27 protein-coding genes are annotated in these 25,984 nt (G+C 68.4%); 23 read left to right on the forward strand and 4 right to left on the reverse strand.

Annotated elements, in window-relative coordinates; all coding sequences use genetic code 11:
• The 9 genes from A3ES_RS0121345 (at window position 1) to A3ES_RS0121385 (ending at window position 10,314) form a co-directional block, all read left to right on the forward strand.
• Window positions 1-2,106 carry a magnesium chelatase subunit D family protein gene (locus A3ES_RS0121345; RefSeq protein WP_020388879.1) on the forward strand — a complete coding sequence of 702 codons (2,106 nt, stop codon included), beginning with the start codon at window positions 1-3 and terminating at the stop codon, window positions 2,104-2,106.
• Window positions 2,106-2,720 carry a cob(I)yrinic acid a,c-diamide adenosyltransferase gene (gene cobO, locus A3ES_RS0121350; RefSeq protein ID WP_020388880.1) on the forward strand — a complete coding sequence of 205 codons (615 nt, stop codon included), beginning with the start codon at window positions 2,106-2,108 and terminating at the stop codon, window positions 2,718-2,720. The genes A3ES_RS0121345 and cobO overlap by 1 nt, the downstream gene beginning before the upstream one ends.
• Entirely contained in the window at window positions 2,717-4,084 is a 1,368-nt protein-coding gene (locus A3ES_RS0121355) for a cobyrinic acid a,c-diamide synthase CobB (protein WP_237745012.1), read from the forward strand. Before cobO ends, A3ES_RS0121355 begins: the two co-directional genes overlap by 4 nt.
• The gene (gene bluB, locus A3ES_RS0121360; protein WP_020388882.1) at window positions 4,081-5,508 is read left to right on the forward strand and encodes a 5,6-dimethylbenzimidazole synthase; all 1,428 of its coding nucleotides are present in this window, start codon (window positions 4,081-4,083) and stop codon (window positions 5,506-5,508) included. Before A3ES_RS0121355 ends, bluB begins: the two co-directional genes overlap by 4 nt.
• Window positions 5,505-6,119 carry an LURP-one-related family protein gene (locus A3ES_RS0121365; protein ID WP_051084763.1) on the forward strand — a complete coding sequence of 205 codons (615 nt, stop codon included), beginning with the start codon at window positions 5,505-5,507 and terminating at the stop codon, window positions 6,117-6,119. Before bluB ends, A3ES_RS0121365 begins: the two co-directional genes overlap by 4 nt.
• A gap of 133 nt (window positions 6,120-6,252) precedes the next feature.
• The gene (locus A3ES_RS0121370) at window positions 6,253-7,356 is read left to right on the forward strand and encodes a LolA family protein (protein WP_026163083.1); all 1,104 of its coding nucleotides are present in this window, start codon (window positions 6,253-6,255) and stop codon (window positions 7,354-7,356) included.
• Between the two features lie 29 nt (window positions 7,357-7,385).
• Complete coding sequence (locus A3ES_RS0121375) at window positions 7,386-8,561, forward strand: ABC transporter ATP-binding protein (RefSeq protein WP_237745013.1); 1,176 nt, start codon at window positions 7,386-7,388, stop codon at window positions 8,559-8,561.
• A complete protein-coding gene (locus tag A3ES_RS0121380) occupies window positions 8,548-9,432 on the forward strand; it encodes an ABC transporter permease (protein WP_020388886.1) in 885 nt (294 codons plus the stop codon). The genes A3ES_RS0121375 and A3ES_RS0121380 overlap by 14 nt, the downstream gene beginning before the upstream one ends.
• A 36-nt stretch (window positions 9,433-9,468) precedes the next feature.
• The gene (locus tag A3ES_RS0121385) at window positions 9,469-10,314 is read left to right on the forward strand and encodes a putative RNA methyltransferase (RefSeq protein ID WP_020388887.1); all 846 of its coding nucleotides are present in this window, start codon (window positions 9,469-9,471) and stop codon (window positions 10,312-10,314) included.
• Window positions 10,315-10,369: 55 nt separating this feature from the next.
• Here the strand turns inward: A3ES_RS0121385 and A3ES_RS0121390 are convergent, their stop codons facing one another.
• Entirely contained in the window at window positions 10,370-11,041 is a 672-nt protein-coding gene (locus A3ES_RS0121390) for an FMN-dependent NADH-azoreductase (protein ID WP_020388888.1), read from the reverse strand.
• A 123-nt stretch (window positions 11,042-11,164) separates the two neighbouring features.
• Between A3ES_RS0121390 and A3ES_RS0121395 the strand changes: the two genes are divergently transcribed.
• A complete protein-coding gene (locus A3ES_RS0121395; RefSeq protein ID WP_020388889.1) occupies window positions 11,165-11,692 on the forward strand; it encodes a MarR family winged helix-turn-helix transcriptional regulator in 528 nt (175 codons plus the stop codon).
• Window positions 11,693-11,707: 15 nt separating this feature from the next.
• Here A3ES_RS0121395 and A3ES_RS0121400 read toward each other — a convergent pair whose 3' ends face one another.
• Window positions 11,708-12,361 (reverse strand): response regulator transcription factor, encoded by a 654-nt coding sequence (locus A3ES_RS0121400; RefSeq protein WP_020388890.1) that lies wholly within the window; start codon window positions 12,359-12,361, stop codon window positions 11,708-11,710.
• Window positions 12,362-12,426: 65 nt separating this feature from the next.
• Window positions 12,427-13,683, reverse strand: a complete 1,257-nt coding sequence (locus A3ES_RS0121405) for a sensor histidine kinase (RefSeq protein ID WP_020388891.1) — start codon at window positions 13,681-13,683, stop codon at window positions 12,427-12,429.
• 506 nt (window positions 13,684-14,189) lie between these two features.
• Here A3ES_RS0121405 and A3ES_RS0121410 point away from each other — a divergent pair.
• From A3ES_RS0121410 to A3ES_RS0121470, 13 genes are all read left to right on the forward strand, one after another.
• Window positions 14,190-15,233 carry an ABC transporter substrate-binding protein gene (locus tag A3ES_RS0121410; RefSeq protein WP_020388892.1) on the forward strand — a complete coding sequence of 348 codons (1,044 nt, stop codon included), beginning with the start codon at window positions 14,190-14,192 and terminating at the stop codon, window positions 15,231-15,233.
• A gap of 1 nt (window position 15,234) precedes the next feature.
• Complete coding sequence (locus tag A3ES_RS0121415; protein ID WP_020388893.1) at window positions 15,235-16,032, forward strand: ABC transporter ATP-binding protein; 798 nt, start codon at window positions 15,235-15,237, stop codon at window positions 16,030-16,032.
• Complete coding sequence (locus A3ES_RS0121420) at window positions 16,029-16,808, forward strand: ABC transporter permease (protein ID WP_020388894.1); 780 nt, start codon at window positions 16,029-16,031, stop codon at window positions 16,806-16,808. Before A3ES_RS0121415 ends, A3ES_RS0121420 begins: the two co-directional genes overlap by 4 nt.
• Window positions 16,805-17,893: an Ldh family oxidoreductase gene (locus A3ES_RS0121425; RefSeq protein ID WP_020388895.1), complete on the forward strand. Its 1,089-nt coding sequence runs from the start codon at window positions 16,805-16,807 to the stop codon at window positions 17,891-17,893. The genes A3ES_RS0121420 and A3ES_RS0121425 overlap by 4 nt, the downstream gene beginning before the upstream one ends.
• Window positions 17,893-18,288: a RidA family protein gene (locus tag A3ES_RS0121430; protein WP_020388896.1), complete on the forward strand. Its 396-nt coding sequence runs from the start codon at window positions 17,893-17,895 to the stop codon at window positions 18,286-18,288. The genes A3ES_RS0121425 and A3ES_RS0121430 overlap by 1 nt, the downstream gene beginning before the upstream one ends.
• Before the next feature lie 117 nt (window positions 18,289-18,405).
• The gene (locus A3ES_RS0121435) at window positions 18,406-19,278 is read left to right on the forward strand and encodes a fumarylacetoacetate hydrolase family protein (protein ID WP_020388897.1); all 873 of its coding nucleotides are present in this window, start codon (window positions 18,406-18,408) and stop codon (window positions 19,276-19,278) included.
• Complete coding sequence (locus tag A3ES_RS0121440; RefSeq protein WP_020388898.1) at window positions 19,275-19,985, forward strand: GntR family transcriptional regulator; 711 nt, start codon at window positions 19,275-19,277, stop codon at window positions 19,983-19,985. The genes A3ES_RS0121435 and A3ES_RS0121440 overlap by 4 nt, the downstream gene beginning before the upstream one ends.
• On the forward strand, window positions 19,982-20,716 hold the full coding sequence (locus A3ES_RS0121445) for an SDR family NAD(P)-dependent oxidoreductase (RefSeq protein ID WP_020388899.1): 735 nt from the start codon (window positions 19,982-19,984) through the stop codon (window positions 20,714-20,716). Before A3ES_RS0121440 ends, A3ES_RS0121445 begins: the two co-directional genes overlap by 4 nt.
• A gap of 2 nt (window positions 20,717-20,718) precedes the next feature.
• The gene (locus A3ES_RS0121450) at window positions 20,719-22,326 is read left to right on the forward strand and encodes an FAD-dependent monooxygenase (RefSeq protein ID WP_157630658.1); all 1,608 of its coding nucleotides are present in this window, start codon (window positions 20,719-20,721) and stop codon (window positions 22,324-22,326) included.
• Window positions 22,326-22,718, forward strand: coding sequence for a cupin domain-containing protein (locus A3ES_RS0121455; RefSeq protein WP_020388901.1), 393 nt, complete (start codon window positions 22,326-22,328; stop codon window positions 22,716-22,718). The genes A3ES_RS0121450 and A3ES_RS0121455 overlap by 1 nt, the downstream gene beginning before the upstream one ends.
• 1 nt (window position 22,719) lies before the next feature.
• Complete coding sequence (locus A3ES_RS0121460) at window positions 22,720-23,631, forward strand: amidohydrolase family protein (RefSeq protein WP_020388902.1); 912 nt, start codon at window positions 22,720-22,722, stop codon at window positions 23,629-23,631.
• A gap of 76 nt (window positions 23,632-23,707) precedes the next feature.
• On the forward strand, window positions 23,708-24,661 hold the full coding sequence (locus tag A3ES_RS0121465; protein WP_063745985.1) for a quinone oxidoreductase family protein: 954 nt from the start codon (window positions 23,708-23,710) through the stop codon (window positions 24,659-24,661).
• A 120-nt stretch (window positions 24,662-24,781) separates the two neighbouring features.
• A complete protein-coding gene (locus A3ES_RS0121470) occupies window positions 24,782-25,474 on the forward strand; it encodes a GntR family transcriptional regulator (RefSeq protein ID WP_020388904.1) in 693 nt (230 codons plus the stop codon).
• 4 nt (window positions 25,475-25,478) lie between these two features.
• Here A3ES_RS0121470 and A3ES_RS0121475 read toward each other — a convergent pair whose 3' ends face one another.
• Window positions 25,479-25,943, reverse strand: coding sequence for a PPOX class F420-dependent oxidoreductase (locus tag A3ES_RS0121475; RefSeq protein WP_020388905.1), 465 nt, complete (start codon window positions 25,941-25,943; stop codon window positions 25,479-25,481).
• Between the last annotated feature and the right edge of the window lie 41 nt (window positions 25,944-25,984).

The raw sequence follows: 25,984 nt of genomic DNA on the forward strand, positions 1-25,984 counted from the left end.
ATGGATGACCTTCAGCTCGCGCTGATTCTCGCCGCCGTCTCGCCGGCGATCGGTGGTGTGCTGATCCGCGGCGAGAAGGGTACGGCGAAGTCGACCGCCGTCCGCGCGCTGACCGAGATCCTCCCCGCCGTCGAGGTGATCGAAGGCTGCCGCTTCTCCTGCGACCCCGCCCACTTCGACTCGACCTGCCCCGACGGCCCCCACACGACCGCGGGCACCGGCAGGACCGCGGGCGCCGGCACGACCGCAGGCTCTGGCACGCCTGAGGGCCCCGACGCCCTGGCCCCGCGGGGAATCGCCCGGCCGGCGCGCCTGGTGGAGTTGCCGGTGGGGGCGACCGAGGACCGCGTACTCGGCTCGTTGCACCTTGAGCGAGCGCTCTCTGAAGGCGTCACGGTCTACGAACCCGGCCTGCTCGCAGCAGCGCATCGCGGCCTCCTGTACGTCGACGAGGTCAACCTGCTGCACGACCACCTGGTCGACGTACTCCTGGACGCGGCGGCAATGGGACAGGCGACCGTCGAGCGTGACGGCGTTTCGATCACCCACCCCGCGCGCTTCGTCCTGGTCGGCACGATGAACCCCGAGGAGGGCGAGCTCCGCCCGCAGCTGCTCGACCGGTTCGGCCTGACCGTCGACGTCGTCGCCAGCCGCGACCCTGCCGTCCGCGTCGAGGTGATGCGCGCGCGCCTCACCTACGAGGCCGACCCGATCGCCTTCATCAGCAAGTACGCCGGCGCGCAGGCCGAACTGTCCGAGCGGATCGTCAAAGCCCAGTCCAGGCTGGCCGATGTGATCCTCACCGACTCGGCGCTGCGCCAGATCGCCGAGATCTGCGCCTCCTTCGACGTCGACGGCATGCGCGCCGACCTCGTCACCGCCCGTACTGCGGTCGCGCACGCGGCCTGGTCCGGCCGGACCGTCGTCGAGGTGGAAGATGTCCGCGCCGCCGCCAAGCTCGCGCTGCCGCACCGGAAGCGGCGCAACCCGTTCGATGCTCCCGGCCTGGACGACGAGCAACTCGAGCAGGCGATCCAGAACAGCACGCCACCAGAGCCAGACCCAGACGACGACCCAGAGGGCGGCGGCCCTGACGGTGGAAGCAAAGGCGACGGCCCTGACGACTCGACGCAGCCACCAGCAGGCACCGACGGACCCGACGACGCCACGCCACCGGCAGCCGATCGACCCGACACGGAACAGCCGCAGGCCGACGCGAGCGAGCCGCGCGAGCCAGGCGACAACGCAGGGAGCGCTCTCCCCGGCACCGCACCGACCGGGCAGGTGGCTGCCAGCTCTGAGCCCTACAAGGCGCGTCTCCTGAGCGTGCAGTCGGCCGGCGCCGGCGTCTCCGGCAAACGCTCGAGAGCGCTCACCGACGTGGGCCGCGTGGTCGGCGATCGTGCCCGTGTCGGTCGCGAATCCGGTCGCCCGCATCTCCTCGCGACCATCCGCAGCGCCGCGCCTCACCAGTACACCCGCGGCCGCTCGGGGCCGGGCCTCGCGGTCCGCACGTCCGACGTACGGCTTGCTGTCCGAGAAGGTCGCGAGGGCAACCTCGTGCTGTTCTGCGTCGACGCGTCCGGCTCGATGGGCACGAAGAAGCGGATGGCCGAGGTCAAGACCGCGATCGTCTCGCTCCTGCTCGACGCCTACCAGCGTCGCGACACCGTCGGCCTCGTCACGTTCGCAGGCGCCGAGGCGACCATCGCCCTACCGCCGACTGGCAGCGTGGAGACCGCAGTACGGCGGCTGGAGTCTCTGCCGACCGGTGGCCGCACTCCGCTGGCCGAGGGGCTGCTGCAAGCTTCCGATGTACTGCGAATCGCCGCGATCCGCGATCCGCGCAGGCGCCCCTTGCTGGTGCTCGTGACCGATGGCCGGGCGACCGCCGGCGACAAGGCGTTCGCCCGGGCCAAGCAGGCTGCGGGTTGGCTGGTTCAGCAGGGGATCGCGTCGGTCGTGGTGGACTGCGAGCCACACCGTGGTGTCCGGCTGGGTCTGGCGGCCGAGCTCGCCGCCGATCTCGGCGCGGAGTACCTGGACCTGGGAGAAGTTGCTGCGGGCAACCTTGTTCGCGCCGTCACCGATCGGAGCGCCGCCTGATGCCGCAGGGACAACCGAGCGTCGTACCGCAGGACGGGCTGACCACCCGGCAGCGCCGGAACCGGCCACTGCTGATGGTGCACACCGGTGAGATGAAGGGGAAGTCGACCGCGGCGTTCGGGATGGCGCTGCGCGGCTGGAACCAGGGCTGGAACATCGGCGTCTTCCAGTTCGTCAAGAGCGCGAAGTGGAAGGTCGGCGAAGAGAGCGCGTTCAAGGCGCTCGGACAGTTGCATGAGGCAACGGGTGAGGGCGGCCCGGTCGAGTGGCACAAGATGGGCGAGGGCTGGAGCTGGTCGCGCAAGGCCGGTTCCGAGGAGGACCACGCCGCCGACGCGCTGGAGGGCTGGCGGGAGATCCAGCGCCGGATCGCCGCCGAGACGCATGACCTCTATGTGCTGGACGAGTTCACCTACCCGATGAAGTGGGGCTGGGTCGACGTCGACGAGGTGGTCGAGACACTGACCTCCCGCCCCGGCCACCAGTACGTCGTGATCACCGGCCGAAACGCCGACCAGCGCCTGCTCGACGCGGCCGACCTGGTCACCGAGATGACCAAGCTGAAACACCCGATGGACACTGGCCAGAAAGGCCAGAAGGGCATCGAGTGGTGAGCTCCGACACCATGATTCCGCGGATTGTGGTGGCAGCGCCGTCGTCCGGTGCGGGGAAGACGACCGTCGCGGTCGGGTTGATGGCTGCGTTGCGCCGGGCAGGCCACACGGTGGCGGGGTTCAAGGTTGGGCCGGACTACATCGATCCCGGCTTCCACGCGGTCGCGACCGGCCGTCCGGGGCGCAACCTGGACCCGATGCTGTCCGGCGAGGAGCGGGTTGCTCCGCTCTTCGCCCACGGCTCGGCCGGTGCCGACATCGCTGTCGTCGAAGGCGTGATGGGCTTGTACGACGGCGCGCTCGGTACGGAGGGCTACTCCTCGACCGCCCATGTCTCGAAGTTGCTGCAGGCACCGGTCGTCCTCGTCGTCGACGCCTCCGCGGCGGGTCGCAGTGTCGGCGCCGTCGTCCAGGGGTTCGTTGCCTTCGACACCGGTGTGCGGATCGTCGGCGTGATCCTCAACAAGGTCGGTTCCGACCGTCACGAGGCCGAAGTGCGTGCAGGCGTCGCGCCGACCGGCGTACCGGTGCTTGGCGTACTGCGTCGTGATACCCGGCTGACCGTGCCCAGTCGTCACCTCGGCCTCATCCCAGCGGATGAGCAGCGTGACCAGGCTTCGGCCGCAGTGGACGCGGCGGCCGAGCTGGTCCGGCAAGGCGTCGACCTGGAGGCCTTCATCGCCGCCGCACGCGCCGCCGCTCCACTCGACGTCACTGCCTGGGACCCAGCCTCAGAGGTCTCGCCCGCCGAAGAGGGCCGCCCGGTGATCGCGATGGCCGGCGGCCCCGTGTTCTCCTTCCGCTACACCGAGACCGCCGAACTGCTCACCGCAGCCGGCGCCGAGGTCGTCACCTTCGACCCACTCCACGAGTCATTGCCTGAAGCAACTGCTGCTCTCTACCTGGGTGGAGGCTTTCCTGAGCTGCACGCCGAAGCTCTGTCCGACAACATCGCCTTGCGCAACCAGGTCGCCGCGGAGATCGCAGCCGGCCTGCCAGTGGTCGCGGAGTGCGCCGGTTTGCTGTACCTGTGCCGCGAACTCGACGGCCATCAACTGACCGGCGTCCTGCCCGCCGTCGGCCAGATGACGAGCCGCCTGACCCTCGGCTACCGCACCGCCATCGCCGCTTCCACCACGGCCATCTTCGACGAAGGCCGTCGCGTGCACGGCCACGAGTTCCACCGCACGACAGTGGAGTTCGACGAGGACGTCACCGCCGCCTGGTATCTGCCGACGGGCCAGGAGGGCTACGCCCGCGCGCAGATCCACGCCTCCTATCTCCACCTGCATTGGACGGCGACCCCCGACGTACCGGCCAGGTTCGTGGCGGCCGCACGGGTGCATGCGGGGTTGGAGAAGTGAGCCTCGTCCTGGGCATCGGCCTGCGGTCCGGTACGTCGTACCGGGAGCTGCGGGATCTCGTGGACGCAGCACTGACTGGCTTGGAGCCAGCAGTAGTCACCGAGGTGGCCACTGTCGACGGCAGGGAAGCAGAGCCCGGCCTCCAGCGACTAGTGGCCTCCCTGGGAGCTTCACTCTTCACCGCAACCAAGCTGGAGCTCTCCCAGCAATCAGTACCGACCCCCAGCGACCAGGTCGACCACCTAGCCGGTACTGCGAGCGTCGCCGAGGCAGCTGTGATGCTGAGCGGGGCTGAGCTCGTAGTACCGAAGCAGGTGTCGGCCCGAGCGACTGTGGCCGTCGGGCGATTGCCGGAGGAAGCGGCGACGGCTGCTCCGGGGTACGCGGTAGGGGAGCGGGACGTAGTACACCGAGTGTTGGCAGAGCGGCGTGATGTGCGGCGTGGGTTCCTTGACCGGCCTGTTGCCGACGATGTGCTGACCAGGGTGCTGGAGTCGGCGCATCGGGCGCCCAGTGTGGGATTGAGCCAGCCGTGGGACTTCGTGTTGATCAAGGAGGTCGCCACTCGCCGGAAGGTCCGGGACCTCGCTGCTGCGCAACGGGACGCGTTTGCGGCGTCACTGCCGGCTGACCGGCGCAGTGCCTTCGACGGGTTGAAGATCGAGGCGATTCTGGACACGCCACTGAACATCGCCGTCACCTGCGATCCAGGGCGCGGCGGTCGGCACGTACTGGGTCGGCACGCGGATCCGCGGACCACGTGGTTCTCGGCGGCGATCGCAGTACAGAACCTGTGGCTGGCGGCGCGTGCCGAAGGGCTTGGCGTCGGCTGGGTGTCGTTCTTCGAGCCTGGTGAAGTCGCTGCGGTGCTGGATCTGCCTTCACACGTGGAGCTGGTCGGCTACCTGTGTGTGGGGCACGTGGGGGAGTTCGCTGCGGCGCCGGAGCTGGTACGGAGCGGTTGGGCTGCTCGGCGGCCGCTGTCGTGGGCTGTGCATCAAGAGGCGTGGGGGCAGCGGGGCTTGCCGGGGGTAGATCCCGGCGCGGTGATCGCTGACGACGCTGCGGCGGCTGCGGGCGCAGTACGGACTGTTGGGGCTCAGGCAGTGCACCTGATCGTGGCAGAGGTCGCGTCTGCGGCGTATCTGGAGCATGCGGAGGCACTCGTAGTACAGGTTGGTGCTGAGAAGCCTGCGGCCGACTACGGAGTGCTGTGGCGTCCTGCGCGGACAGTGGACGAAGCTGTCGAGCTAGGCGTGGAGGTGGCGCGGGACCTCGTGCTGCAAGGCGTCGGGACGATCCGGCTCGAGCTGGCGTCCGACTCTGCTGAGGCGGCTGGGCTGGCCCGCGGCGTGCGGCTGGGAGCGTTGGCTTGTGGAGCGGCTGTAGATGAGCCGCTGCAGATGAAAGACTCCTCAGCATGACCGTCCCACCTCAAGGCCCTGCGCCTATGTACGTTCCCGCCTTCTCGATGAAGCAGCGGATCACCCTGATGGCGAACAGGTACGAACTGATCGTCACCAACCCGGACGGCTCCGACGGGCCGATGCTCGCGTTCGCGCAGCAGAAGCGGATGGCCTTCAAGGAAGAGGTCACCTTCTACGCCGACGACTCCAAGTCACAGGCGGTCTTCTCCTTCAAGGCCCGCAAGCGGCTCGACCTCGGCGCCGGGTACGACGTGTTCGACGCGAACGGTCAGCCGATCGGATGGTTCAAGAAGGAGTTCGGCAAGAGCCTCCTGCGGTCGAGCTGGCAGCTGTCCTGTCCGGGACTGGAGTCGGACGGCGCCGAGCGGAACCCGACCATCGCGATCGTCCGGCGGATCTGGCAGTTCGTTCCGTTCGTCGGCGAGATCCCGCTGCCGTTCATCTTCCACTTCGACTTCAAGGATCGGGCCGGCGGTCAGCCGGTGCTGTCGGTGGAACGCAAGATCTCGGTCCGTGACCGGTACCGGGTGAGCGTGCCGGATTCGCGGCTCGACTTCCGGGTGGCCGCCGCGATGACGGTCGCTCTCGACGCGCTGCAGAGTCGCTGACCTTCTGCATCCCACGCTCGCGGTACGTTCCGGAAGGGGCGTACTGCGAGCGTCGTACGTGGTGCTCCCTCTTTTGGGTGAACCGACCCTGAGCGGCTTGGTTCGGCGGGGGTGCGGTGCGAGTCTTGTAGACATGGGTGCAGCGAAGCGCAGTCGACGGTGGTTGGTGCCGGTCACGGCAGTCGCAGTGGTCGCAGGTGCGGGGGCGTTCGGGCCAATGGTCGCCGACGCGTCTCCAGACCTGCCAGGGATCAGCGCGCAGGAGCTGCTGGCTCGCGTCCAGACGGCCAAGGTCGACGGCCTGTCGGGCACGGTCACGTCCTCGACCGACCTCGGGCTGCCGGCGCTCCCCGGGATGGGGAGTGAGGCCACTCAGTTCCTCGATCTGCTGACTGGTGACCACACCGCGCGAGTCGCCTTCGCCGGGCCGGACAAGGCCCGCGTCTCGGTGCTCGACGACATGGCCGAGCGGGTGCTGACCACGGACGGTAAGACCGCCTGGATCTATGACTCGGCCAAGCGCGAGGCGACCAAGGTCGCGCTACCCGCGCACCCGGCCAAGCCGGAGCTCGCGCCGGAGAAGCAGGCGTACGACCCGCAGGCGGCCGCGAAGAAGTTCCTCGCCGCGATCGACCCGTCGACCAAGGTCGAGGTCAGCGGCACGGAGAAGGTGGCCGGCCGGGATGCGTACAAGCTGCGGCTAGTGCCGAAGACGGACAAGACCACGGTGGGTTCGGTGACGCTTGCGGTCGACTCGAAGACCTGGGTGCCGCTGCAGGTGACCGTGATGCCACGAACCGGCAAGGACCCGGCGGTGCAGCTCGGCTTCTCGGCGGTGTCGTTCGACGTGCCGCCGGCGAGTGCGTTCGCGTTCACGCCGCCGAAGGGTGTGAAGGTGACGGAGGAGAAGCTCCCGTCGAAGGTGCTCGGCAAGCAGACACCGCCGATCACGCCGAAGCCCGGCGCGCCCAAACCGGCCAAGCCGTCCGGCGACGGGCCGACCGTCATCGGCCAGGGCTGGGACAGCGTCGTCGTACTCCGAGGCCAGGCTCCGGCCGGCAACGGCACTCTCGACCAGCTGCTCGCTCAGGCGCCGACGGTCCAGGGCTCGTGGGGGAGCGGCAAGATCGTGACCACCAAGATGGTCAGCGCCCTGATCACCACCGACGGCCGGATCTTCGCAGGCCTGGTAACCCCGGAAACCCTCCAAGAAGCCGCCACCAAGGCCCCCCGCTGAGTTCCCACTCAGCCACCCCGGTGCCTCCCGTGACCCCCACCCCGCCCGCTGGGCAGCCAGCCTCACCCCCCGAGGCTGCTGCCCAGCCCACCGGACTTGCGGCCTCAGGCTCGGAGGCTGCTGCTCAGCTCAGCGGGCGTCCGGCCACACCGCCTGAGCCTGCTGCCCAGCCCGCCGGACTTGCGGCGTCACCGGCCAAACCGCCTGAGCCTGCTGCCCAGCCCGCCGAAGCTGCTGCCGGGCTCACCGGGAAGCCGGTTTCCTTCTCCACCGCCACCGCGCCGATTGTTACGCGCGGGCTTACCAAGCGGTTCCGGGGTGGGCAGGTTGCTGTGGACGGGATCGATCTGGAGGTGCCGGCGGGAAGCATCTTCGGGTTTCTCGGGCCGAACGGGTCCGGGAAGACCACTACGATCCGGATGCTGCTGGGGTTGATCGCGCCGACCTCGGGGTCGGTCGAACTGCTGGGAGAGCCGATGCCCAAGGCTCAGCTCTCCGTGTTGCCGCGGGTAGGAGCGCTGGTTGAGGGGCCGGCCTTCTACCCGTTCTGGTCCGGCCAGGCGAACCTTCTCCGCTTCGACGCGGCCGACCGCACCGCCGACCCGCGCACCCGCAAACTCCGCGCCGGGCAGGCCCTCGAGCGGGTCGGACTGTCCAACGCCGCAGGTAAGAAGGTCCGCGCCTACTCGCTCGGGATGCGCCAGCGGCTGGCGATCGCCGTCGCGCTGATGCAGCGCCGCGACCTGCTCGTCCTGGACGAACCGACCAACGGGCTGGACCCGCAGGGCACCCGCGAGGTCCGTTCGCTGATCCGCCAGCTGGCGGGCGACGGTACGACGATCTTCACCTCCACCCACCTCCTCGCCGAGGTCGAGCAGCTCTGCACGCACGCCGCCGTGATGACCCGCGGCCGGATCGTCCGGCAGTCGACGATGGCCGAGCTCCGTTCCGAGCTGCGACCACGCCTCGTCGTCAAGACACCAGACCTCGAGCGGGCAGCGACCACGCTGACCGGGCTCGGCCTCACCGACGTACGACAGCTGGAAACGACCGTCGACGGCGATCCGGGCGAACTGCCGATCGACAAGCTCGCGGCCGCTTTGGTCGCAGCGGATGTCCGGATCCACGGGTTCGGTCTCGAGCACCCCAGCCTCGAGGACGCCTTCGTCGCGTTGACCGGGGAGGGATTCGATGTCGCTGAGTGAAACGGCCGACCGTCGCGACCTGGGCAAGGTGACCGATCAGAACGCCAGCCGGCCAACCGCCGGCCGGCACACCATCGCGCTGTTCGCCTCTGAGTTGCACTTGGTCTTCGGACGCGCGCGGACCTGGGTGACGCTCGCGGTGCTGGCCGGCGTACCAATGCTGGTCGGCGTCGCGATCAAGCTGTCCGGAGCGGAGGGTGGCGAGGGCTTCATCGGTCAGGTCGCCGGCAACGGGTTCTTCCTCGTGGTCGCGAGTCTGGCGTTGTCGCTGCCGTTCTTCCTGCCCACTGCCGTGACGGTCGTGTCCGGGGAGTCGCTGGCGGGCGAAGCGAGCCTTGGCACCTTGCGCACCGTGCTGACGGCACCGGCCGGACGATCGCGCTTGCTCGCGGCCAAGATGGTCGCGCTGGTGGTGTTCTGTCTGGTCGCGACGATGACGATCTGGCTCTCCGGCCTGATCGCCGGCGTGGTGCTCTTCCCGATCGGCGACGTCGTCCTGCTGTCGGGGACCACGGTCTCGCTGGCCGATGGGCTGTTGCGCGCGTTCGGGATCGCGATCCTGGTCGCGTTGTCGTTGCTCGGGCTCGCCGGGATCGGCCTGTTCGTGTCGTCGCTGACGTCGACACCCCTCGCGGCGATGGCGGCGACTTTCGGCGCGTTCATCGTGTTCGGCATTCTCGGCGCGATCCCACAGATCGACGAGATCCACCCGTGGTTGCTGATGTACGGCTGGCCCTCGTTCGCCGACCTGCTCCGAGATCCGCCGTACTGGGACGCAATCATCCGCAACCTCCTCCTCCAAGGCGGCTACCTACTCGTCTTCTACACAGCAGCCTGGGCCCGCCTGACCAGCCGCGACATCAACGGCTAACCCCGACCTCCCCAGCCGTAGTACTAGTCTCCGGGTGTGCACCCCGATCTGGTCTCCGTACTGCGTTGTCCGGTCTGTGGCGATGCACTCACGCTGACCGGCCGTACTGCGAACTGCCCGCAACGGCACGCGTATGACCTGGCCAAGCAGGGCTACCTCAATTTGTTGCCTTCGGCCTCGACCGGCATCGAAGGCGATACCGCCGAGATGGTCCAGGCGCGCGAGGACTTCCTGGCTGAAGGCTTCTACTCCCCGATCCGTGACGCACTGATCGCCGCAACCGCCGAGGCGCTGGATGTGTTCAATAGTGGGCTTGTGGTGGAAGTGGGCGCCGGGACGGGGTACTACCTGGATGGCGTGGTGAAGGCGGGGGAGAAGCGTCACGGCTTGGCTTTGGACGTGTCCCGGTACGCCGCTCGCCGGGGCGCGAAGGTGGACCCGGAGCAGATCGGCGCCGTGGTCTGTGATGCGTGGCGTGAGCTGCCGGTGCGTGACGAGGCCGCGCAGGTGGTGCTCAATGTGTTCGCACCGCGCAACGCCAGCGAGATGGCTCGAATTCTTGCGCCCGGCGGCTCGCTGCTTGTGGTGACTCCCAATCAGGCTCACCTGGCCGAGTTGGTCGCAGTACTCGGGCTGGTTCGGGTTGATGAGGAGAAGGAGCGACGGCTGACCGAGTCGCTTGCCGGGTCGTTCCAGAAGATCGGCAGCGAGGTCGTGGAGGTTGCGATGCGACTGGATCATGCTGCGGTTGAGCGGCTGGTCGCGATGACGCCGAGTGCGCGGCACACGTCCAAGGCCGAGTTGGCGGAGCGGATCGCAGTACTGGCTGATCCTGTGCGGGTCACGTTGTCGGTGACCTTGTCGGTCTGGCAGACCGTCTGACTTGATGCCGGCTCGAGCACGGCACCCGTAAGACAGTCGCTGAACCCGAGTGGGGTCAGGCAGCAGCGCTAGTGGTCAGCTCACTGGCGACTTCGGCGGCGTGTTCCTTGGCCGTGACGTGTGCCTCTTCCTCGGACACCTTGGAGGCGGGGATCAGTTCCGCCATCGCCGGGGTGACGGGTGCCAGGGTGAGTTCGGCGACGGCTTTCCGGATCTTCATGCCGAACATGTCCCCGAAGATGCGCTCCAGGTACGGCGTCGCGTGGTCCCAGCCCTCACGCGGAGTACCGGGGCCGTAGCCGCCACCCCGGGCCAGGGTGAAGATGATCGGCCGGCCCTGAACCGGGCTGGGGCCGCCTGCCAGCTCGGTGTCGAGGAGCAGCAGGTCGATCCAGGTCTTGATGTGCTGGGAGATTCCGTAGTTGTACAGCGGTACCGCGAGCAGTACCGCGTCGGCGCTCTTCAGTTCGGCTGTGAGGTCGGCGGCGAGCGCGGTCGCCTCGGCGACGTCGGCGCGATCGGCGCCCGGTCCGGCGTCCAGGCCCATCTTGGCGGCGGCCGCAGCCGGCCAGACGGTGGAAGAGATCGGGTGCCGGCCGAGGTCGCGCCGGACGACGACGCCATCGGGGTGCTCCGCCTTCCAGACTGCCTCGGCGCTGTCGGCGAGCGCTCGGCTGACGGATCCGTCGACCCGGATGCTGGCGTCGACGCGAAGGAGGGTGGTCATGACGTTCCTCTCTGGAAACACAGTGGGGACTCGATCTGAGCTGTTCAGAAGATAGTCTGTAGAGCAGAACATATTCAAGTCAGATCGTATTCCGAGTGGCATACACCACGTAGGATGGGTGCCATGACCAGTTCGTCGCCGGAGGTGAATGCCCGGGGAGCCCGCGGGACCTCGGTCGAGGCTGATCTCGGCTGGGCGCTCGGGGTCGTGTTCCGGCGATACGCCAAAGCGGCCGCCGAAGCGCTGGACGACGTCCCAGGCGGTCCGCGCGGCTACCAGGTGCTAGCTACCACGGTCAGCGAAGGGCCGAAGCGGCAGCTCGATCTGGCGGCGCAGCTGGGCGTAGACCGGACCGTGATGACTTACCTGCTGGATGACCTGGAGAAGGCCGGCCTGGTGCAGCGGCAGGCGGATCCGGCGGATCGCCGGGCCCGGTTGATCGTGCCGACCGCGCAGGGCGAGGAGACGCTCTGCGATCTGGAGGGCAGGCTCGCGGACCGTGAGGATGCTGTCATGGGCAGCCTCGACGATGGTGAGCGGATGGTGTTCCGGATGCTGCTCAAGCGGATCGCGGTCCAGGCCGACCAGGTCGACCCGCTACACAACGCCTGCGTACTCGCCGAAGAAGGCGTCGATCCCGCCGACACCTGATCCTGCGGCAGTTGGTCAGCGCAGGGGGACGAAGCCGGACTCGTAGGCCTGGATGACGGCTTGGGTGCGGTCGCGGGCGCCCAGCTTGGCGAGCAGGTTGGCGACGTGGGTCTTGATCGTCTGGACTCCGAGGATGAGTTCGCCGGCGATCTCCGCGTTCGAGAGGCCACGGGCCATCAGCCGCAGTACCTCCTGCTCGCGTTCGGTCAATTGATATGCGTCGAGTCCCGACAGCTGCGCCTGCTCGGTGACGTGCGCGAGGGCCAGCGCCCGGATCGCCTCCGGGAACAACAGCGACTCGCTGCCCGCGACCGTGCGGATCGCCGCGATGATGTCGTCCGGGGGAGTGCGCTTGAGCAGGAAGCCAGACGCTCCCGCCCGCAGCGCGTCGTACACGTAGTCGTCGTTCTCGAAGGTCGTCACGACCAGCACGCGTGGCGCCGGGTCGAGACCTTCCAGCAGCAGCCGGGTGGCCTGGATGCCGTCGACAGCGGGCATCCGGACGTCCATCAGGACGACATCCGGCTGGGTGCGGCGGACCACCGGGAGTACCTCGGCGCCGTCACCGGCCTCGCCGACAACCTTGAGGTCAGGCTCCGCGTCGATGATGGCGCGCAGCCCGCTCCGGATCAGCGGCTCGTCGTCCACCACGACCACCGAAATCTCCACTGTCTCTCTCCTCCATTTCTGCCCACCCCACCGCCCCGGTCGGGCAAATCTTCCCCACCGCTCGGTCAGGCCTTCGTCGTGACGGCGACTGGTAGCCGTACTGCGAGCCGCCAGCGATCCGCGACCAGACCGGCCTCGACAGTGCCGCGCAGTACGGCGACTCTTTCACGGATACCGGCCAGCCCTCGGCCACCGCCCGAGTGGTCGGCGGCGCCTGCGCTGACCGGGTTGGTCAGCTCCAGCAGCAGGCCGGACTTGTCGAGATTGATCACCAGGTCGACGGTGAGCTCGCCGGCCGGCCGGCCCGCGTGCCGGATCGCGTTGGTGAGGCCCTCCTGGATGATCCGGTACGCCTCGCGGGACACGGCCGCGGGCAACTGCTCGAGGTCTCCAGTACGCCGTACGCCGACCGTGATCCCGCCGGCCCGCGTCGCCTCGACGAGCCGGGTGAGGTTGCCGAGCGTGGCCTGTGGGGCGGTCTGGGAACCTGGCCGGCGATCGTCGCGGAGCAGGCCGAGTACGTGATCGAGATCCGCGAGCGCGGCCCGGGCGGAGGTCTCCATCGCGGCGAGCGCGGTCTCAGCGAAGGCGGGATCTGTGGCCAGCACCCGGCGCGCGGCGGCCGCCTGGATGGTGACCAGGCTGAGCGCGTGGCCGACGCTGTCGTGCAGCTCGCGGGCCAACCGGTTGCGCTCGGCAAGGGTCGCCGTCCGGCGTTCGAGCAGCTCGATCCGCTCGGCCGGGGTCGGGCCGAGCAGCCGCGGGGCGGCGTACGCGAGCAGGGCGCCGATCCCGGCGGACAGCAGGAACAGCGCCGCGATCGCCACGATCGTTGCCAACGGCATCCAGAAGTCGGTCCACCGGCCGGTCACCTGATAGGTCAGGCCGGGAACGAGTTCGCGCGGGCCGGGGGAGCGGAAGGGGGCCGCGAGCAACACGGCGCCGAAGCCGAAGACGGCGGTGCTGAGGATGCCGACGAGGCCGCCGGCAGTCAGGTGCACGCAGAACCAGGCCGTGGTCCGGCGCCGTTGCGCCCAGGTCCGGGACGGGCCGAGTGGTCGTTCCTCGAAGCGGACGCCGAGCAGCGATTCGACCGCGATGCCTTCGACCTCGCGGACGGCGGGCAGGGTGCCCAGCACGAGTGGCGGGGCGGCAACCACCAGGACGACGAGGATCGCCGTCAGCACCCCGGGGAGCTGCAAGTCGTCGATCAGTGAGACGAGACCGCTGTCGACCAGGATGAAGGCGAGAACGAGGGCGGCGCCGAGCAACAGGTAGACCCAGCGCAGATAGGTCGATCCCCGCACCAAGACATTCGCCACAAGCCCATCCTCGCAGCTACCCCGTCCTCCCGGCTCCCTCCTCCGGGTGACCGCCGCCACCCGGGACCAGCCCGGGTGGCTGGCCCACTAGCCGGATATTTGACCGATAGCGCCCGACAACCGGCTAGTCGGCCGCAATCTCGCGAATGACCGCCGCGGGGCGGTACGAACGCGCGCCGAGCGCAGTTCCCGGACGCAGAGAGCGGTTGCATGACGGAGATCACAGTGTGGCCGGGTTTACACAAATTTGTCCTGAACCGGGCAGGTTGGGGCCGAACGGACGTCGCGATCTGCTGTCCGGGCAGGTACGGTCTGTGGTCGGGGCGGGGTGTCGGTCCGGCTGGACAGGCAGGGGAATCTGCTCCGGGACGGGCGGCAAGCGGGTTCTGAGGGGATCCGGACAGTGTCAGCACGGCGACGTAAAGACACTGTGAAGTCCCCGAGGGCCGATTGACCACCCTTCCATATTTGATGTTTGATCAAATATCGGAGAGGAGAGGTCCAGTATGAGGTTCAGACGTTCGGCCGTCGCCCTGGTGGCGGTTCTTGCACTCGCAACCGGAGTGAGCGCGTGCAACGACGACAGCAAGACCGGCTCGAACGGGGACACGAAACTGGAGAAGGTCAGCTACCTGACCTCTTTCGGCACCTTCGGCCGTGAGGCCTATGCCTATGTCGCCCTGGAGAAGGGCTACTTCAAGGAAGCCGGCTTCGACGTGACGATCACGCCGGGCAAGGGCACCGTCGACGTGATGAAGATCGTCGCCGGTGGTCAGGCCGACTACGGCATCGGTGACTTCACCGCGTTGATGATCACCCTGGCCAAGCAGAAGTTGCCGGTCACCACGGTTGGCATGATCCACCAGCGCTCGATGGCGGCGATCGTCGCTCTCGAGGGCGGCAAGATCAAGGCGGGCGACCCGAAGTCCCTGGTCGCCGACCCGAAGATCCGGATCGGTGACCAGCCGGGCTCGACCAACCAGGTCACCTTCCCGCTGTACGCCCAGCAGGTCGGCATCGATCCGAAGTCCGTCGAGTTCGTCCCCTCGCCGCCGCCCGGGCTGCCGGCGCTGCTCGCCAACGACAAGGTCGACGGCATCGGCCAGTTCGTGGTTGGCGTTCCGCTGCTGGAGGCGGCCGACAAGGAGAAGAAGCGCAAAGCGGTCGTACTGCCGTACGGCGACAAGGTGCAGGACCTCTACGGCAACGCGATCATCGCCCGGGACGACCTGGTCAAGGAGCACCCCGACCAGGTGAAGAAGTTCACCGCGGCGCTGATCAAGGGCCTGAACGACGCGATGGCGGACCCCGCAGATGCCGCGGCGACGCTGAAGAAGTACGTCCCGGGCACCGACATCGCCGTCGCCACCAAGGAACTCGAGCTGATGAAGGAGTACGTGAAGCCGGACGGCTTCAACGGCGCTCCGGGTGAGGTCGATCCGGTCCGGGTCCAGCGGATCATCGACGCGCTGGTCAAGTACAAGGTGGTCGAAGAAGGCGCGATCAAGCCCGCCGACGTGGTGAACGCCGGCCTGGCGCCGAAGGGCTGAGATGATCCGGCTGGACGGCGTGGGACAGGTCTTCGACGGGCGTGCGGGCGAGGTCCGGGCGCTCGAGGAGATCGGCCTGCACGTCCAGGAGAACGAGTTCGTCACGTTGATCGGCCGGTCCGGCTGTGGCAAGTCCACGCTGCTCCGGCTGATCGCGGGACTGCTGCCGCCGACGTCCGGCCGGATCGAGGTGGCCGGCGAGGCCGTCTCCGGCCCGCGCCGGGACGTCTCCTTCATGTTCCAGCGACCGGCCCTGCTGCCGTGGCGGTCGGTCGTCTCGAACGTGATGCTGCCGGTGGAGATCTCCGGCGGCGACTCCGAGCGCGGCAAGGCGCAGTACCGGGACCGGGCGCACGAGCTGCTGGAGCTGGTCGGGCTCAAGGGGTTCGAGCGCCGGCTCCCGCATGAGTTGTCCGGTGGCATGCAGCAGCGGGTGTCGCTGTGCCGGTCTCTGATCCGCCGGCCCAAGGTGATGTTGATGGACGAGCCGTTCTCGGCGCTCGACGCGCTGACCCGGACCGAACTGTCGGCGGAGCTGCAGCGGATCCAGATGGAGCTGGCCACGACGATCGTCTTCGTCACCCACTCGATCGAGGAGGCCGTCGTCCTGTCCGACCGGGTGGTCGTGCTGACCCCCCGGCCGGGACGTCTGCGCGAGATCGTCGAGATCGACATCCCGCGCCCCCGAAGCCTGGGCCAGAACGCCCACCTGACCGAGGTGGCTCAGATCAGCGGTCATCTGCACGGCCTGCTGTCGGAGCAGGAGCGTCCCGTCGACCTGCCCGAGGCCCGGCGATGACGACGCGCTCCTGGCTCACGCACTCCCGTACTGCGGCCGTGCTGCTCCCGGCGATCGGCCTGATCCTCGCGCTCGCGCTGTGGTGGCTGGCCACCATCGTGTTCTCGATCGACTCCTACCTGCTGCCTGACCCGGGCGACGTGCTCGTCACGTTCCTGGACCAGCCCGGCTATCTGCTGAAGGAGACCGGTGTCTCGCTGGTGGAGACGCTCGAGGGTTTCCTGCTCGCGATCGTCGTCGGTGTTCCGGTCGCGCTGCTGATCGTCCGGTCGGTGATCGTCGAGCGGCTGCTCTACCCGCTGCTGCTGGGCATCAACGCGATCCCGAAGATCGCCATCGCGCCGCTGCTGGTGGTCTGGTTCGGCTTCGGTCAGTGGCCGAAGGTCCTGATGGTGCTGCTGGTCTGTTTCTTCCCGATCGTGATCTCGACCGCCAGCGGGATGAAGTCCACCCCGGTCGAGCTGGTCGAGCTGCTCAAGTCGCTCAACGCCAGCAAGACGCAGGAGTTCTTCAAGCTCCGGTTGCGCTACGCGATGCCGCAGATCTTCACCGGGCTGAAGGTGGCGATCTCGCTGGCCGTGATCGGTTCGGTGATCGCCGAGTTCGTCGGCGCCACCTCCGGCCTGGGGTATGTGATCACCCAGTCGGGTGCCAGCGCCGACACCTCGCTCGCCTTCGCCGCGATCACGCTGCTCAGCATCATGGCGATCCTGTTGTTCTACGCGCTCGTACTGCTGGAGCACCTGCTGTTGCCGTGGGCACAGGAGACCAGGTGACCACCCAGGCTTCAGACGCCGATCGCCGGGTACTCGTTCGGCCCGCGTGGCTGGAAGCGACCGTCTCGGCCGTCTTCACCGCGCTGGGCTTCGAGCCGACCGACGCGACCCGGATCGCTGTCGCGCTCGTCGAGGCCGATCTGCGCGGCGTCAGCTCGCACGGCGTCATGCTCGTCCCGATGTACGTCGAACGGCTGAACGCCGGCGGCGTCACTCGTGAACGCGAGCTGGACATCCTGCACGACGCCGGCGCGGCCCTGGTCGTCGATGCCCGCGGTGGGATGGGCCAGCTGTCCAGCCCGCAAGCGATGGGGCACGCGATCGAGCGCGCCGGCCGGCTTGGGATCGGCCTGGTCTCGGTCCGCAACGCGCATCACTTCGGTGCGGCCAGCCGGTGGGCGATGCAGGCGTCGCAGGCCGGTTGCCTGGGCATCGCGATGTCCAACACCACGCCGCTGATGCCGGCTCCCGGGGGTGCCGAGCGGATCGTCGGCAACAACCCGCTCGCGATCGCAGTACCGGGCGAAGGTGGGCCGGAGATCGTGCTCGACATGGCGTTGTCGGCCGTTGCCTTGGGCAAGATCCGGCTGGCCGCGTCGGCGGGCCGGCCGATCCCGGACAGCTGGGCCACGGATCAGTCGGGAGTGCCCACCACGGACCCGGAGGCCGCAGTACTGGGGATGTTGTTGCCTGCGGCCGGCCACAAAGGGTTCGGGCTGGCGTTGATGATCGACGTGCTGACCGGTGTGCTGAGTGGCGGCGGTTGGGGCGACCAGGTACGGCCGTTGTACCGCGAACCGGGTCGGCCGAACGACTGCGCGCACTTGTTCCTCGCGATCGACCCGGAGTTGCTGGGTGGCATCGACGGGTTCCGGCAGCGGTCGTCGGCCCTTGCCGCCAAGGTGAAGGGCAGCGCGACGGCTCCCGGGGTGGACCGGCTGTACCTGCCGGGGGAGATCGAGGCCGAACGCGCCGCGCAGCAGCGGCGGAACGGCGTACTGATCGAGAAGTCGGGGCTGGACGGTTTGCTGCAGGCCGCGCGTGCGGTCGGCGCCGTCGTCCCGACGGGAGGGGTGCTGAGCTGATGGCGAAGACGCAACTGACCAGCGCGGCGCTGCGGAGCCCGAACGGCGTGTTCTCGCAGGCGACCACGATCGAGGCGACCGGGCGGCTGGTGTTCGTGTCCGGGATGACCGCCCGGCGGCCGGACGGCAGTATCGCCGGGGTCGGCGACGTGCGGGAGCAGACCCGGCAGGTCTGTGAGAACGTGCAGGCCGCGGTGCAGGAGGCCGGCGGCACGCTGGACGACGTCTGCCGGGTGGATGTGTACGTCCGCAACATGGAGGACTTCGCCGCGATCCACGAGATCCGCGCGTTGTACTTCCACGAGCCACTGCCCGCCTCGACGATGGTCGAGGTCAGCAAGCTGGCCCACCCGGACTATCTGATCGAGATCAGCGCGATTGCGGTGATCCCATGAGTGGGCGAACCAACAAGACAGCCGGCTTCCCGTTCGTGGCGGAGCTGAGCGCAGGCACGAGTGGCGGACGCAGGCCGGGAGTGGGTGATCACGTGCGCGGCGTCGAGTGGACCTGAGATGCGGTTCGTGACGATTGAGCATGCCGGGCGGGAGCGGCCCGGCATACTGGACGGCGAGGACGTCGTCCTGCTGGACGCGGCTGACCTGGTCTCGGTGATCGAGGCCGGTCCGGCCGCGCTGGTTGCCGTGCGCAACGAGATTGCCGATGGCGAACGGTTGCCTCATGCATCGGTCCGGTTGTGCGCACCGCTGCGGCGGTTCCGCCGGGACGTGTTGTGCACCGGCTGGAACTACTGGGACCACTTCGAGGAGAGCAAGGGCAAGCGCGACGGCCAGGACGTCGACCGGCCCGAGCACCCGACCTTCTTCACCAAGGGCCCGGACGTCGTGATCGGCCCGTACGACGAGATCGCGTACGACCCGGCGATCTCGGCCAAATGGGACTACGAGGCCGAACTGGCGCTGGTGATCGGCAAGACCGGGCGCAGTATCCCGGTCGCCGACGCGCTGGATCACGTCTGGGGTTACACGCTGGCCAACGACGTGTCACAGCGCGACCTGCAGCGTCAGCACGGAGGCCAATGGCTCAAGGGCAAGAGCATCGACCAGACGATGCCGCTCGGCCCGTGGATCGTGACTGCCGACGAGCTCGGAGATCCGCAGGACGTGCACCTGCAGTGCCTGCTGAACGGTGTGGTGATGCAGGACGCCTCGACCAAGCAGATGGCGTACGACGTGGCGACACTGATCAGTGAGCTGTCGTTCGGGATGACCCTGCGCCCTGGCGATCTGCTGCTGACCGGGACGCCGGCCGGTATCGGCAACGCGCGAGAGCCGCAGGTGTTCCTGACCGAAGGCGACGAGGTGGTGACCCGGGCCGACAAGCTCGGCGAGCTGCGCAACGTGCTGGTCCGCCGGGAGCTCGCATGAGCAGCCGGTTGGCGCTGCTGCCCGGTGGCGGACGTGGCGGCCGCCGTACGTTGGCGGAGACGGCCGCTGCCGAGCTACATCAACTCATCCTGTCCGGCGAGCTGCCCAGCGGTACTCCGCTCCGGTTGGTCGAGCTGGCCAACCGGCTCGACATGAGCCAGATGCCTGTGCGGGAAGGCCTTCGCCGGCTGGAGGCGCTCGGACTGGTCGACATCATCCCGCACAAGGGCGCCTGGGTGCGGGAGCTGTCGCTGGCGGATCTCCATGACACCCATGAGACGCGGCTAGCCCTGGAGAGCCTCGCAGTACGGGCTGCTGCTGAGCACTTCAGCGAGGCGGATGCCGAGAAGGCCCGGACGGCGTTGGCCGAGCTGTTGCAGCTCTCGCGGTCCGAGGACTCCATCGGCGCTCGCCAGGCGCATGCGGACTTCCACTTCGCCCTGTACCGGGCGGGTGGGTCGCAGTGGCTTGCACGGGCTATCGAGCCGGTCTGGCAGAACAGTGAGCGCTACCGGTTCGGTAGCCGGCAGACAGCGTTCCAGCTCGAGCGGAACAGGCAGGAGCACCAGGCGATCCTGGATGCCTGTATCGCCCGTGACGCCGAGGCTGCCGAGCAGGCACTCCGCAACCACCTGGCTGGCGCAGTACAGCGGATCACCGAGACGATGACCTCGAAGCAGAACTCCCAGCGCGAGGGGACGTCATGAAGGTGAGCTTCGACGCGACCGGCGAGGTCGTGGTCATCACAGGTGGAGCGCACGGCATCGGTGCGGCACTGGCCGCCTCAGTAGCCGGCTGCGGCGGTACTGCGGTCGTCTTCGACATCTCCCGCGGCCTTGGCCTTGCCGGAGTCGAGTACGTGGAAGTGGACGTCTCGGACCGGGAGGCCGTACTCAAGGCTGTCAGCGCTGTGATCGAGCGGCACGGCCGGATCGACGGGCTGGTCGCCGGCGCCGCAGTACAGCCGCGTGCGGCCGTGGTCGACACGGATCCCGAGCAGTGGACCCGGACGCTCACTGTGAACCTCGACGGCGTCGTCTGGGTCTGTCAGGCGGTCGTGCCGCACATGATCGACCGTCGTAGCGGGTCGGTGATCGTCTTCACCTCTGGGATGGCCGGCACCGGGTTCCCGGGCGCCGCGGCGTACGCGTCGAGCAAGGCGGCGCTGGGAGCCTTCGCGCGGACCCTGGCCGCCGAGGTGGCCGAGCACCGGGTCCGGGTGAACGTGATCGCGCCGGGGGTGATCGACACCGAGCAGTTCCGCTCTGCGAACATCGGCAAGGACCTCGACCACTGGCGGGACACCCTGGGGATCGGCGATCCCGAGGACGTGGTCGGCCCGTTGCTCTTCCTGTTGTCCGACGCGGCGGCGATGACCGGCTCGCAGCTGACCCGCGAGCGGGCCTTCGCCCGGCTAGACACCTTCAAGGAGTCCTGAGAGTGCCCTCCGACCAGTGTCTCCAGTCCCTAGCGGGGCAACTCCCCGTGGCCGTCGTCGGCGCCGGACCGATCGGCCTGACCACGGCCCTCGGCCTGGCGCACTACGGCGTACCGTTCGTGTTGCTCGAGGAGGATGCGGTGCTCTCCTCGGACACCAAGGCCGGTACGACGCTGACCCGGACGCTGGAGATCTGGAACCGGTACGGCGCTGTGGAGGGCATCCTCGCGGCCGCGCTGCGGATCGACGAGATCGGCGACATCGACCGGGCCACCAACACGCCGCGCGCCTCGGTGCAGCTGGCCGAGCTGGTCAACGACACCCAGTTCCCGTTCGTGATCAACCTGCCGCAGCAGCAGATGGAGCCGATCCTGGCCGCGGCGCTGGAGCGCTCGGGCGGCTCGGTACTGACCGAGCACCGGCTGGAGTCCTTCGAGGTGCTCGACGACCGGGTCGTGCTGACCGTGTCGACGCCGGCCGGGGAGCAGCGGATCGAGGCCTCGCACCTGCTCGCCTGCGACGGCGGACGGAGCAAGGTGCGCGACGCGCTCGGTGCGACGGTCTCGGGGGAGACCCTGCCCGAGCGGTACATGCTGATCGACGTGGTGGTCGACCTCGACGTCTCGAACGCCCGCGACTACCCGTACCTGGCCTACTTCTCCGACCGGTCCGAGTGGATGGTGCTGATCCGCCAGCCCAACTGCTGGCGGTTCCTCTTCCCGCTGGCGGCCGGTGCGGACAAGCCCAGCGAGGAAGACATGCTGGTGAAGGTCAAGCAGTTCATCGGCGAGGTGGACCGGATCGAGCTGCTCGGCTCGGTCGTCTACAACGTGCACCACCGGGTGGCCGACCACTGGTCTGCCGAGCGCAAGGTGTTCCTGATGGGCGACGCGGCACACCTGATCACGCCGATGTGGGCACTGGGCCTCAACACGGGCGCACTGGACGCTTCCAACCTGCCGTGGCGACTTGCCTGGGTACTGCGCGGCTGGGCCGAGCCGTCGCTGCTCGATGGCTACGAGCAGGAGCAGCGGCCTGTCGCGATCAACGGGTCGGGCGAGATGGCTGAGGCGGCTCGCAAGTATATGTCCCACCAGCGAGGGGCCGTGACGGCTGCCGGGAGCGACTGGGCGACGGCGTACACGCGGACGCTGCTCGGCGTACGGCTGGATGTGGATGGGGAAGGCGACTGGTCGATGGTGATGACCAGTGCCGAGCCGCCTGCCGTCCGTGCTGGTGACAGGGCTCCCGACCTCGCCCTGCAGGGTCCCCGCGGCCGGGAGACGATCCATGGGCTGTGTCGCGAGTCCTTCGTGGCGCTGTACTTCACCGACGTACGGCGTCGGCCGTCGGTGCCGGTCAACGACTCTCCCGCCTTGCAGCACTATGCGGTGTCGCGGTGGGACGCACCGCTGGACTCTGGGCTTCGCGACCGCTCCCTGTTCGATCCGGGCAGCATCGCGACCAGCCGGTACGGCGTACCGGCTGACACCGTCGTACTGGTTCGGCCGGATGGGCATATCGCTGCAGTGGCTCCTATGGCGGCTGGGGTTGCCGAGGAGCTCTACCTGGGGATCACTGGGCGGCCTGTGCCACGGGAGGGCGTCTGATGAGCTCCTTCGACGAGCAGTTGAGCGAGGTGCTGCTGCAGACGGACGACCTGGACTGGGTCGAGAAGTCGCTGGCCGGGTTGTCGCACAAGATGCTCTGGCGAGACCCGGCTTCGGAGGCTTCTATCGCGCTGGTGCGCTTTGAGAAGGGCTCCGGGATTCCGGAGGCGCACCAGCACGCGTCTAACCAGTTCATGTTCTGCCTGTCCGGCCGGTACGTGTACCTGCCGACTGGGACGACTCTGACCAAGGGCAGCTTCTACTGGAACCCCAAGGGCGTAGCGCACGGGCCGACGATGGCAGAGGAGACCTCTGTCCTGCTCGAGGTGTACGACGGGCCGCACTACCCGGTGCGACCGTCCTTCTACGACAACGACGAGGACGCCCGCTGACATGGCCGGCTGGGACGTCCACACTCACCTGATACCGCCGACTGTGCTCGCGGCGGCTGGTCAGCGTGCCTTCGGGCTGGCTGTCGAGGACGGCTTCCTGCAGGTCGACGGCCAGCGGCTGCCGTTGAAGCGCCTCGCTGACCCCGCTGCGCTGCTGCGGTGGATCGATGAGCAGTCGTTGGACGGCGCCGTCGTCTCCGTGCCGCCGGCACTGTTCCGCTACGACCAAGGCGTCGAGTGGGCAGCACTGGTCAACCAGGGACTCCGGGAGTTGGCCACACCGCAGCTACGCGTGCTTGGACAGCTTCCACTGCATGACGCCTCTGCTGCATCGGTTGCTTCAGCACTGGCAGCTGAGGGCGTCTTCAGTGGCTTCGCCCTCGGTACTGCGGGCTACGCCGGGCTGGACGCGGTCTGGCAGGTTCTCCACGAGTTGGAGGCCTTCACCTTGATTCACCCGAGCCACAGCCACGACGAGCGGCTCGACAGGTACTACCTGTCGAACCTGCTGGGGAACCCTTATGAAACAGGGCTCGCCGTGGCGGAGTTGGTCTTCGGGGATGTGCTCGGTCGTTTCCCTGGCATCAGGTTCTGCCTGTGCCACGGCGGCGGCGTCACGGCTGCTCTTGCCGGGCGCTGGCAGCGGGGGATCGACACCGCACGACCAGGAATCGAACCACTCCCGCTGTCCGTGGCTGAGGCCCTGCAGCGGTTCTATGTGGACGACCTGGTGCACGACGACGCGGTACGGACGTTGCTGGGGGCGACCTTCGGGATGGATCGGGTGCTGGCCGGGAGTGACTGGCCGTTCCCGATGGGCAGCGATCAGGTGGACCGAGGCCGGGCAGCAGCTCGATCAACGGTGTGCGAACAGCTCACCCGGCCGTTGAAGAAGGGGGTCGTTTCAGCGTGAGAAGGCCTTTTCCGCAGGACCGAGATGTGATCAGATATCAAATCCAGGTGGACACGGGGATGAGTGGGGTGGCTGGATGAGAGGCTTGGTGCTGCGCTGCTACGGGCCCGGCCAGCAACTGAAGGTCGAGGAGGTCGAGCTGGTCGCCGGGGAGGGCGAGACGCTGGTGCAGATGCAGTACGCATCCGTCACGCAGCTCGATCGGACAGTGCTCGCCGGCAAGCTGGCACAGCAACTACAGCCGCCGTTCGTGCCGGGGTCCGAGGGCGCCGGAGTAGTAGTCAGCTCGGCCGTCTACGAGGCCGGTACGCCGGTAGTGGTCCGCGGCGGGGGAGTTGGGGTCTCCCGGCCTGGCACGTGGGGGCAGCTGGCCGCAGTACCGGATGCGTCGCTGCATCTGCTGCCTGCTGGCTTGGAACCGGCTGCTGCCGTGGCGATGCTGGCTGCCGCCTTGACCGCTCACACCGCAGTACGGCGGGTCGGTCAGATCGTGCAGAACGAGACAGTCGTCATCACCGGGGCCACCGGGTTGGTCGGCCGGCTGTGCGCTGCAGTGGCGCGGGCGGCTGGGGCGATGAAGGTGATCGGGCTGGCTCGTAATGACGAGTCCGTCCAGCTGCTGGACGGACTGGTGGACCAGATCGTGCGAGTAGACGAGCTGGGACAGGTTGGCCGGGAGCTGCCTTGGTGCAACGCGGCGATCGACACTGTCGGCGGCCCGGTCACCAGTGGGGTGATGAGCCACATCACCCCCGGCGGACGGCTCGTGGCGCTCGGCTACACGGCCGGGGAGTTCGCCACCCTCGACCTGCATCAGCTGATCGGCCGGGACCTGCGGGTGCTGCCGGTGAACATGCAGCGGACGACGATCGAGCCGGGAACGGTCACTCAGGTACTGACCGACATCGCGCCTTCGCAGGTACGGCCGGACGTCGAGCTGGTGGCGGCGCCGCTCGTGGAGGACGCCCTGGATCTACTGGCCGGCGCACCCACGGACAGGCGAGTGCTGCTCGACCTGGGTCGCTTCTGAAGACCATCTGATGACATGGCCGTGGGCAATCTGTGGAAGATGCCCCGCAGATCGCCCACGGCCAGCTACGGTTGCCTCCCAGATGTGCGTGCAGTGGAGGAGAGAGGTAGCCGACACCCCATGACCCGACGACTCGAGCTCACACCCGGGGGACCGAGCGGCCGGCGCACACTCGCAGAGGAAGCCGCTGCTGAGTTGCACGAGCTGATCCTGTCCGGTGAGCTCCCGAGCGGTACTGCGCTGCGGCTGGAGGAGCTGGCCAAGCGGCTCGACATGAGCCAGATGCCGATCCGCGAGGGGTTGCGCCGGATGCAGGCGCTCGGGCTGGTGGAGATCGTGCCGCACAAGGGCGCCTGGGTCCGTGAGCTGTCCATGGAGGACCTGCGCGACACCCATGAGACCCGGCTCGCGCTGGAGACCCTCGCAGTACGGGCTGCGGCGACGCGCTTCAGCGAGACCGACGCGGCGCTGGCCAGGGCGGCCCTGGCCGAGCACGTGCGGCTGTCGAAGGTGGGCGACATCATCGCGTCGCGGCAGGCGCATACGGAGTTCCACTTCGCGATCTACCGGGCGGGCGGCTCCAGGTGGTTGCCCCGGGCGATCGAGCCGGTCTGGCAGAACAGCGAGCGGTACAGGTTCGGCTCACGGCAGACCAGGGCGCGGATCGAGCAGACCCGCCGCGAGCACCAGGCGATCCTGGACGCCTGCCTGGCTCACGACGAGGCCGGCGCCGAAGCAGCCCTCCGCGAGCACCTCGAAGGCGCCATGCAGCGCATCACCGAAACGATGGCCCGCCGCTACAACAAGAGCTGACCTCTTAGTCGGCCAGGTGCGCCGGGAAGCCGCCAGTGGCGACAGGCCCCCAGCGCTCCGGGGTGATCCGGATCAGGCACTTGCCCTGGGCGCGCATCGCCTCGCGGTACTCGTCCCAGTCGGGGTGCTCGCCGGAGATCGAGCGGTAGTAGTCGACCAGGGGCTCCACTGCGTCCGGCAGGTCGATCACCTCGCCGCTGCCGTCGATCTGCACCCACGGGCCGTTCCAGTCGTCGGAGAGCACGACCACGCTGGCCTGCGCGTCGCGCTTAACGTTGCTGCTCTTGGCCCGCTCCGGGTACGACGAGATGACGATCCGGCCCTCGGTGTCGACCCCGCCCGACACCGGGGAGGCCTGCGGCGTACCGTCCACGCGGCGGGTGATCAGGAGCATGTGATGGCGCGGACGGACGAACTCCAGCAGCGCGTCGGTGTCGACCTGGGTGTTGGTGGCAATCGCTCTCGGCATGGCTCTACCTTCTCAGATTCCAGCGCTGGAGGATTGGGCTC

Source organism: Kribbella catacumbae DSM 19601, assembly GCF_000372465.1.
GTDB lineage: Bacteria > Actinomycetota > Actinomycetes > Propionibacteriales > Kribbellaceae > Kribbella > Kribbella catacumbae.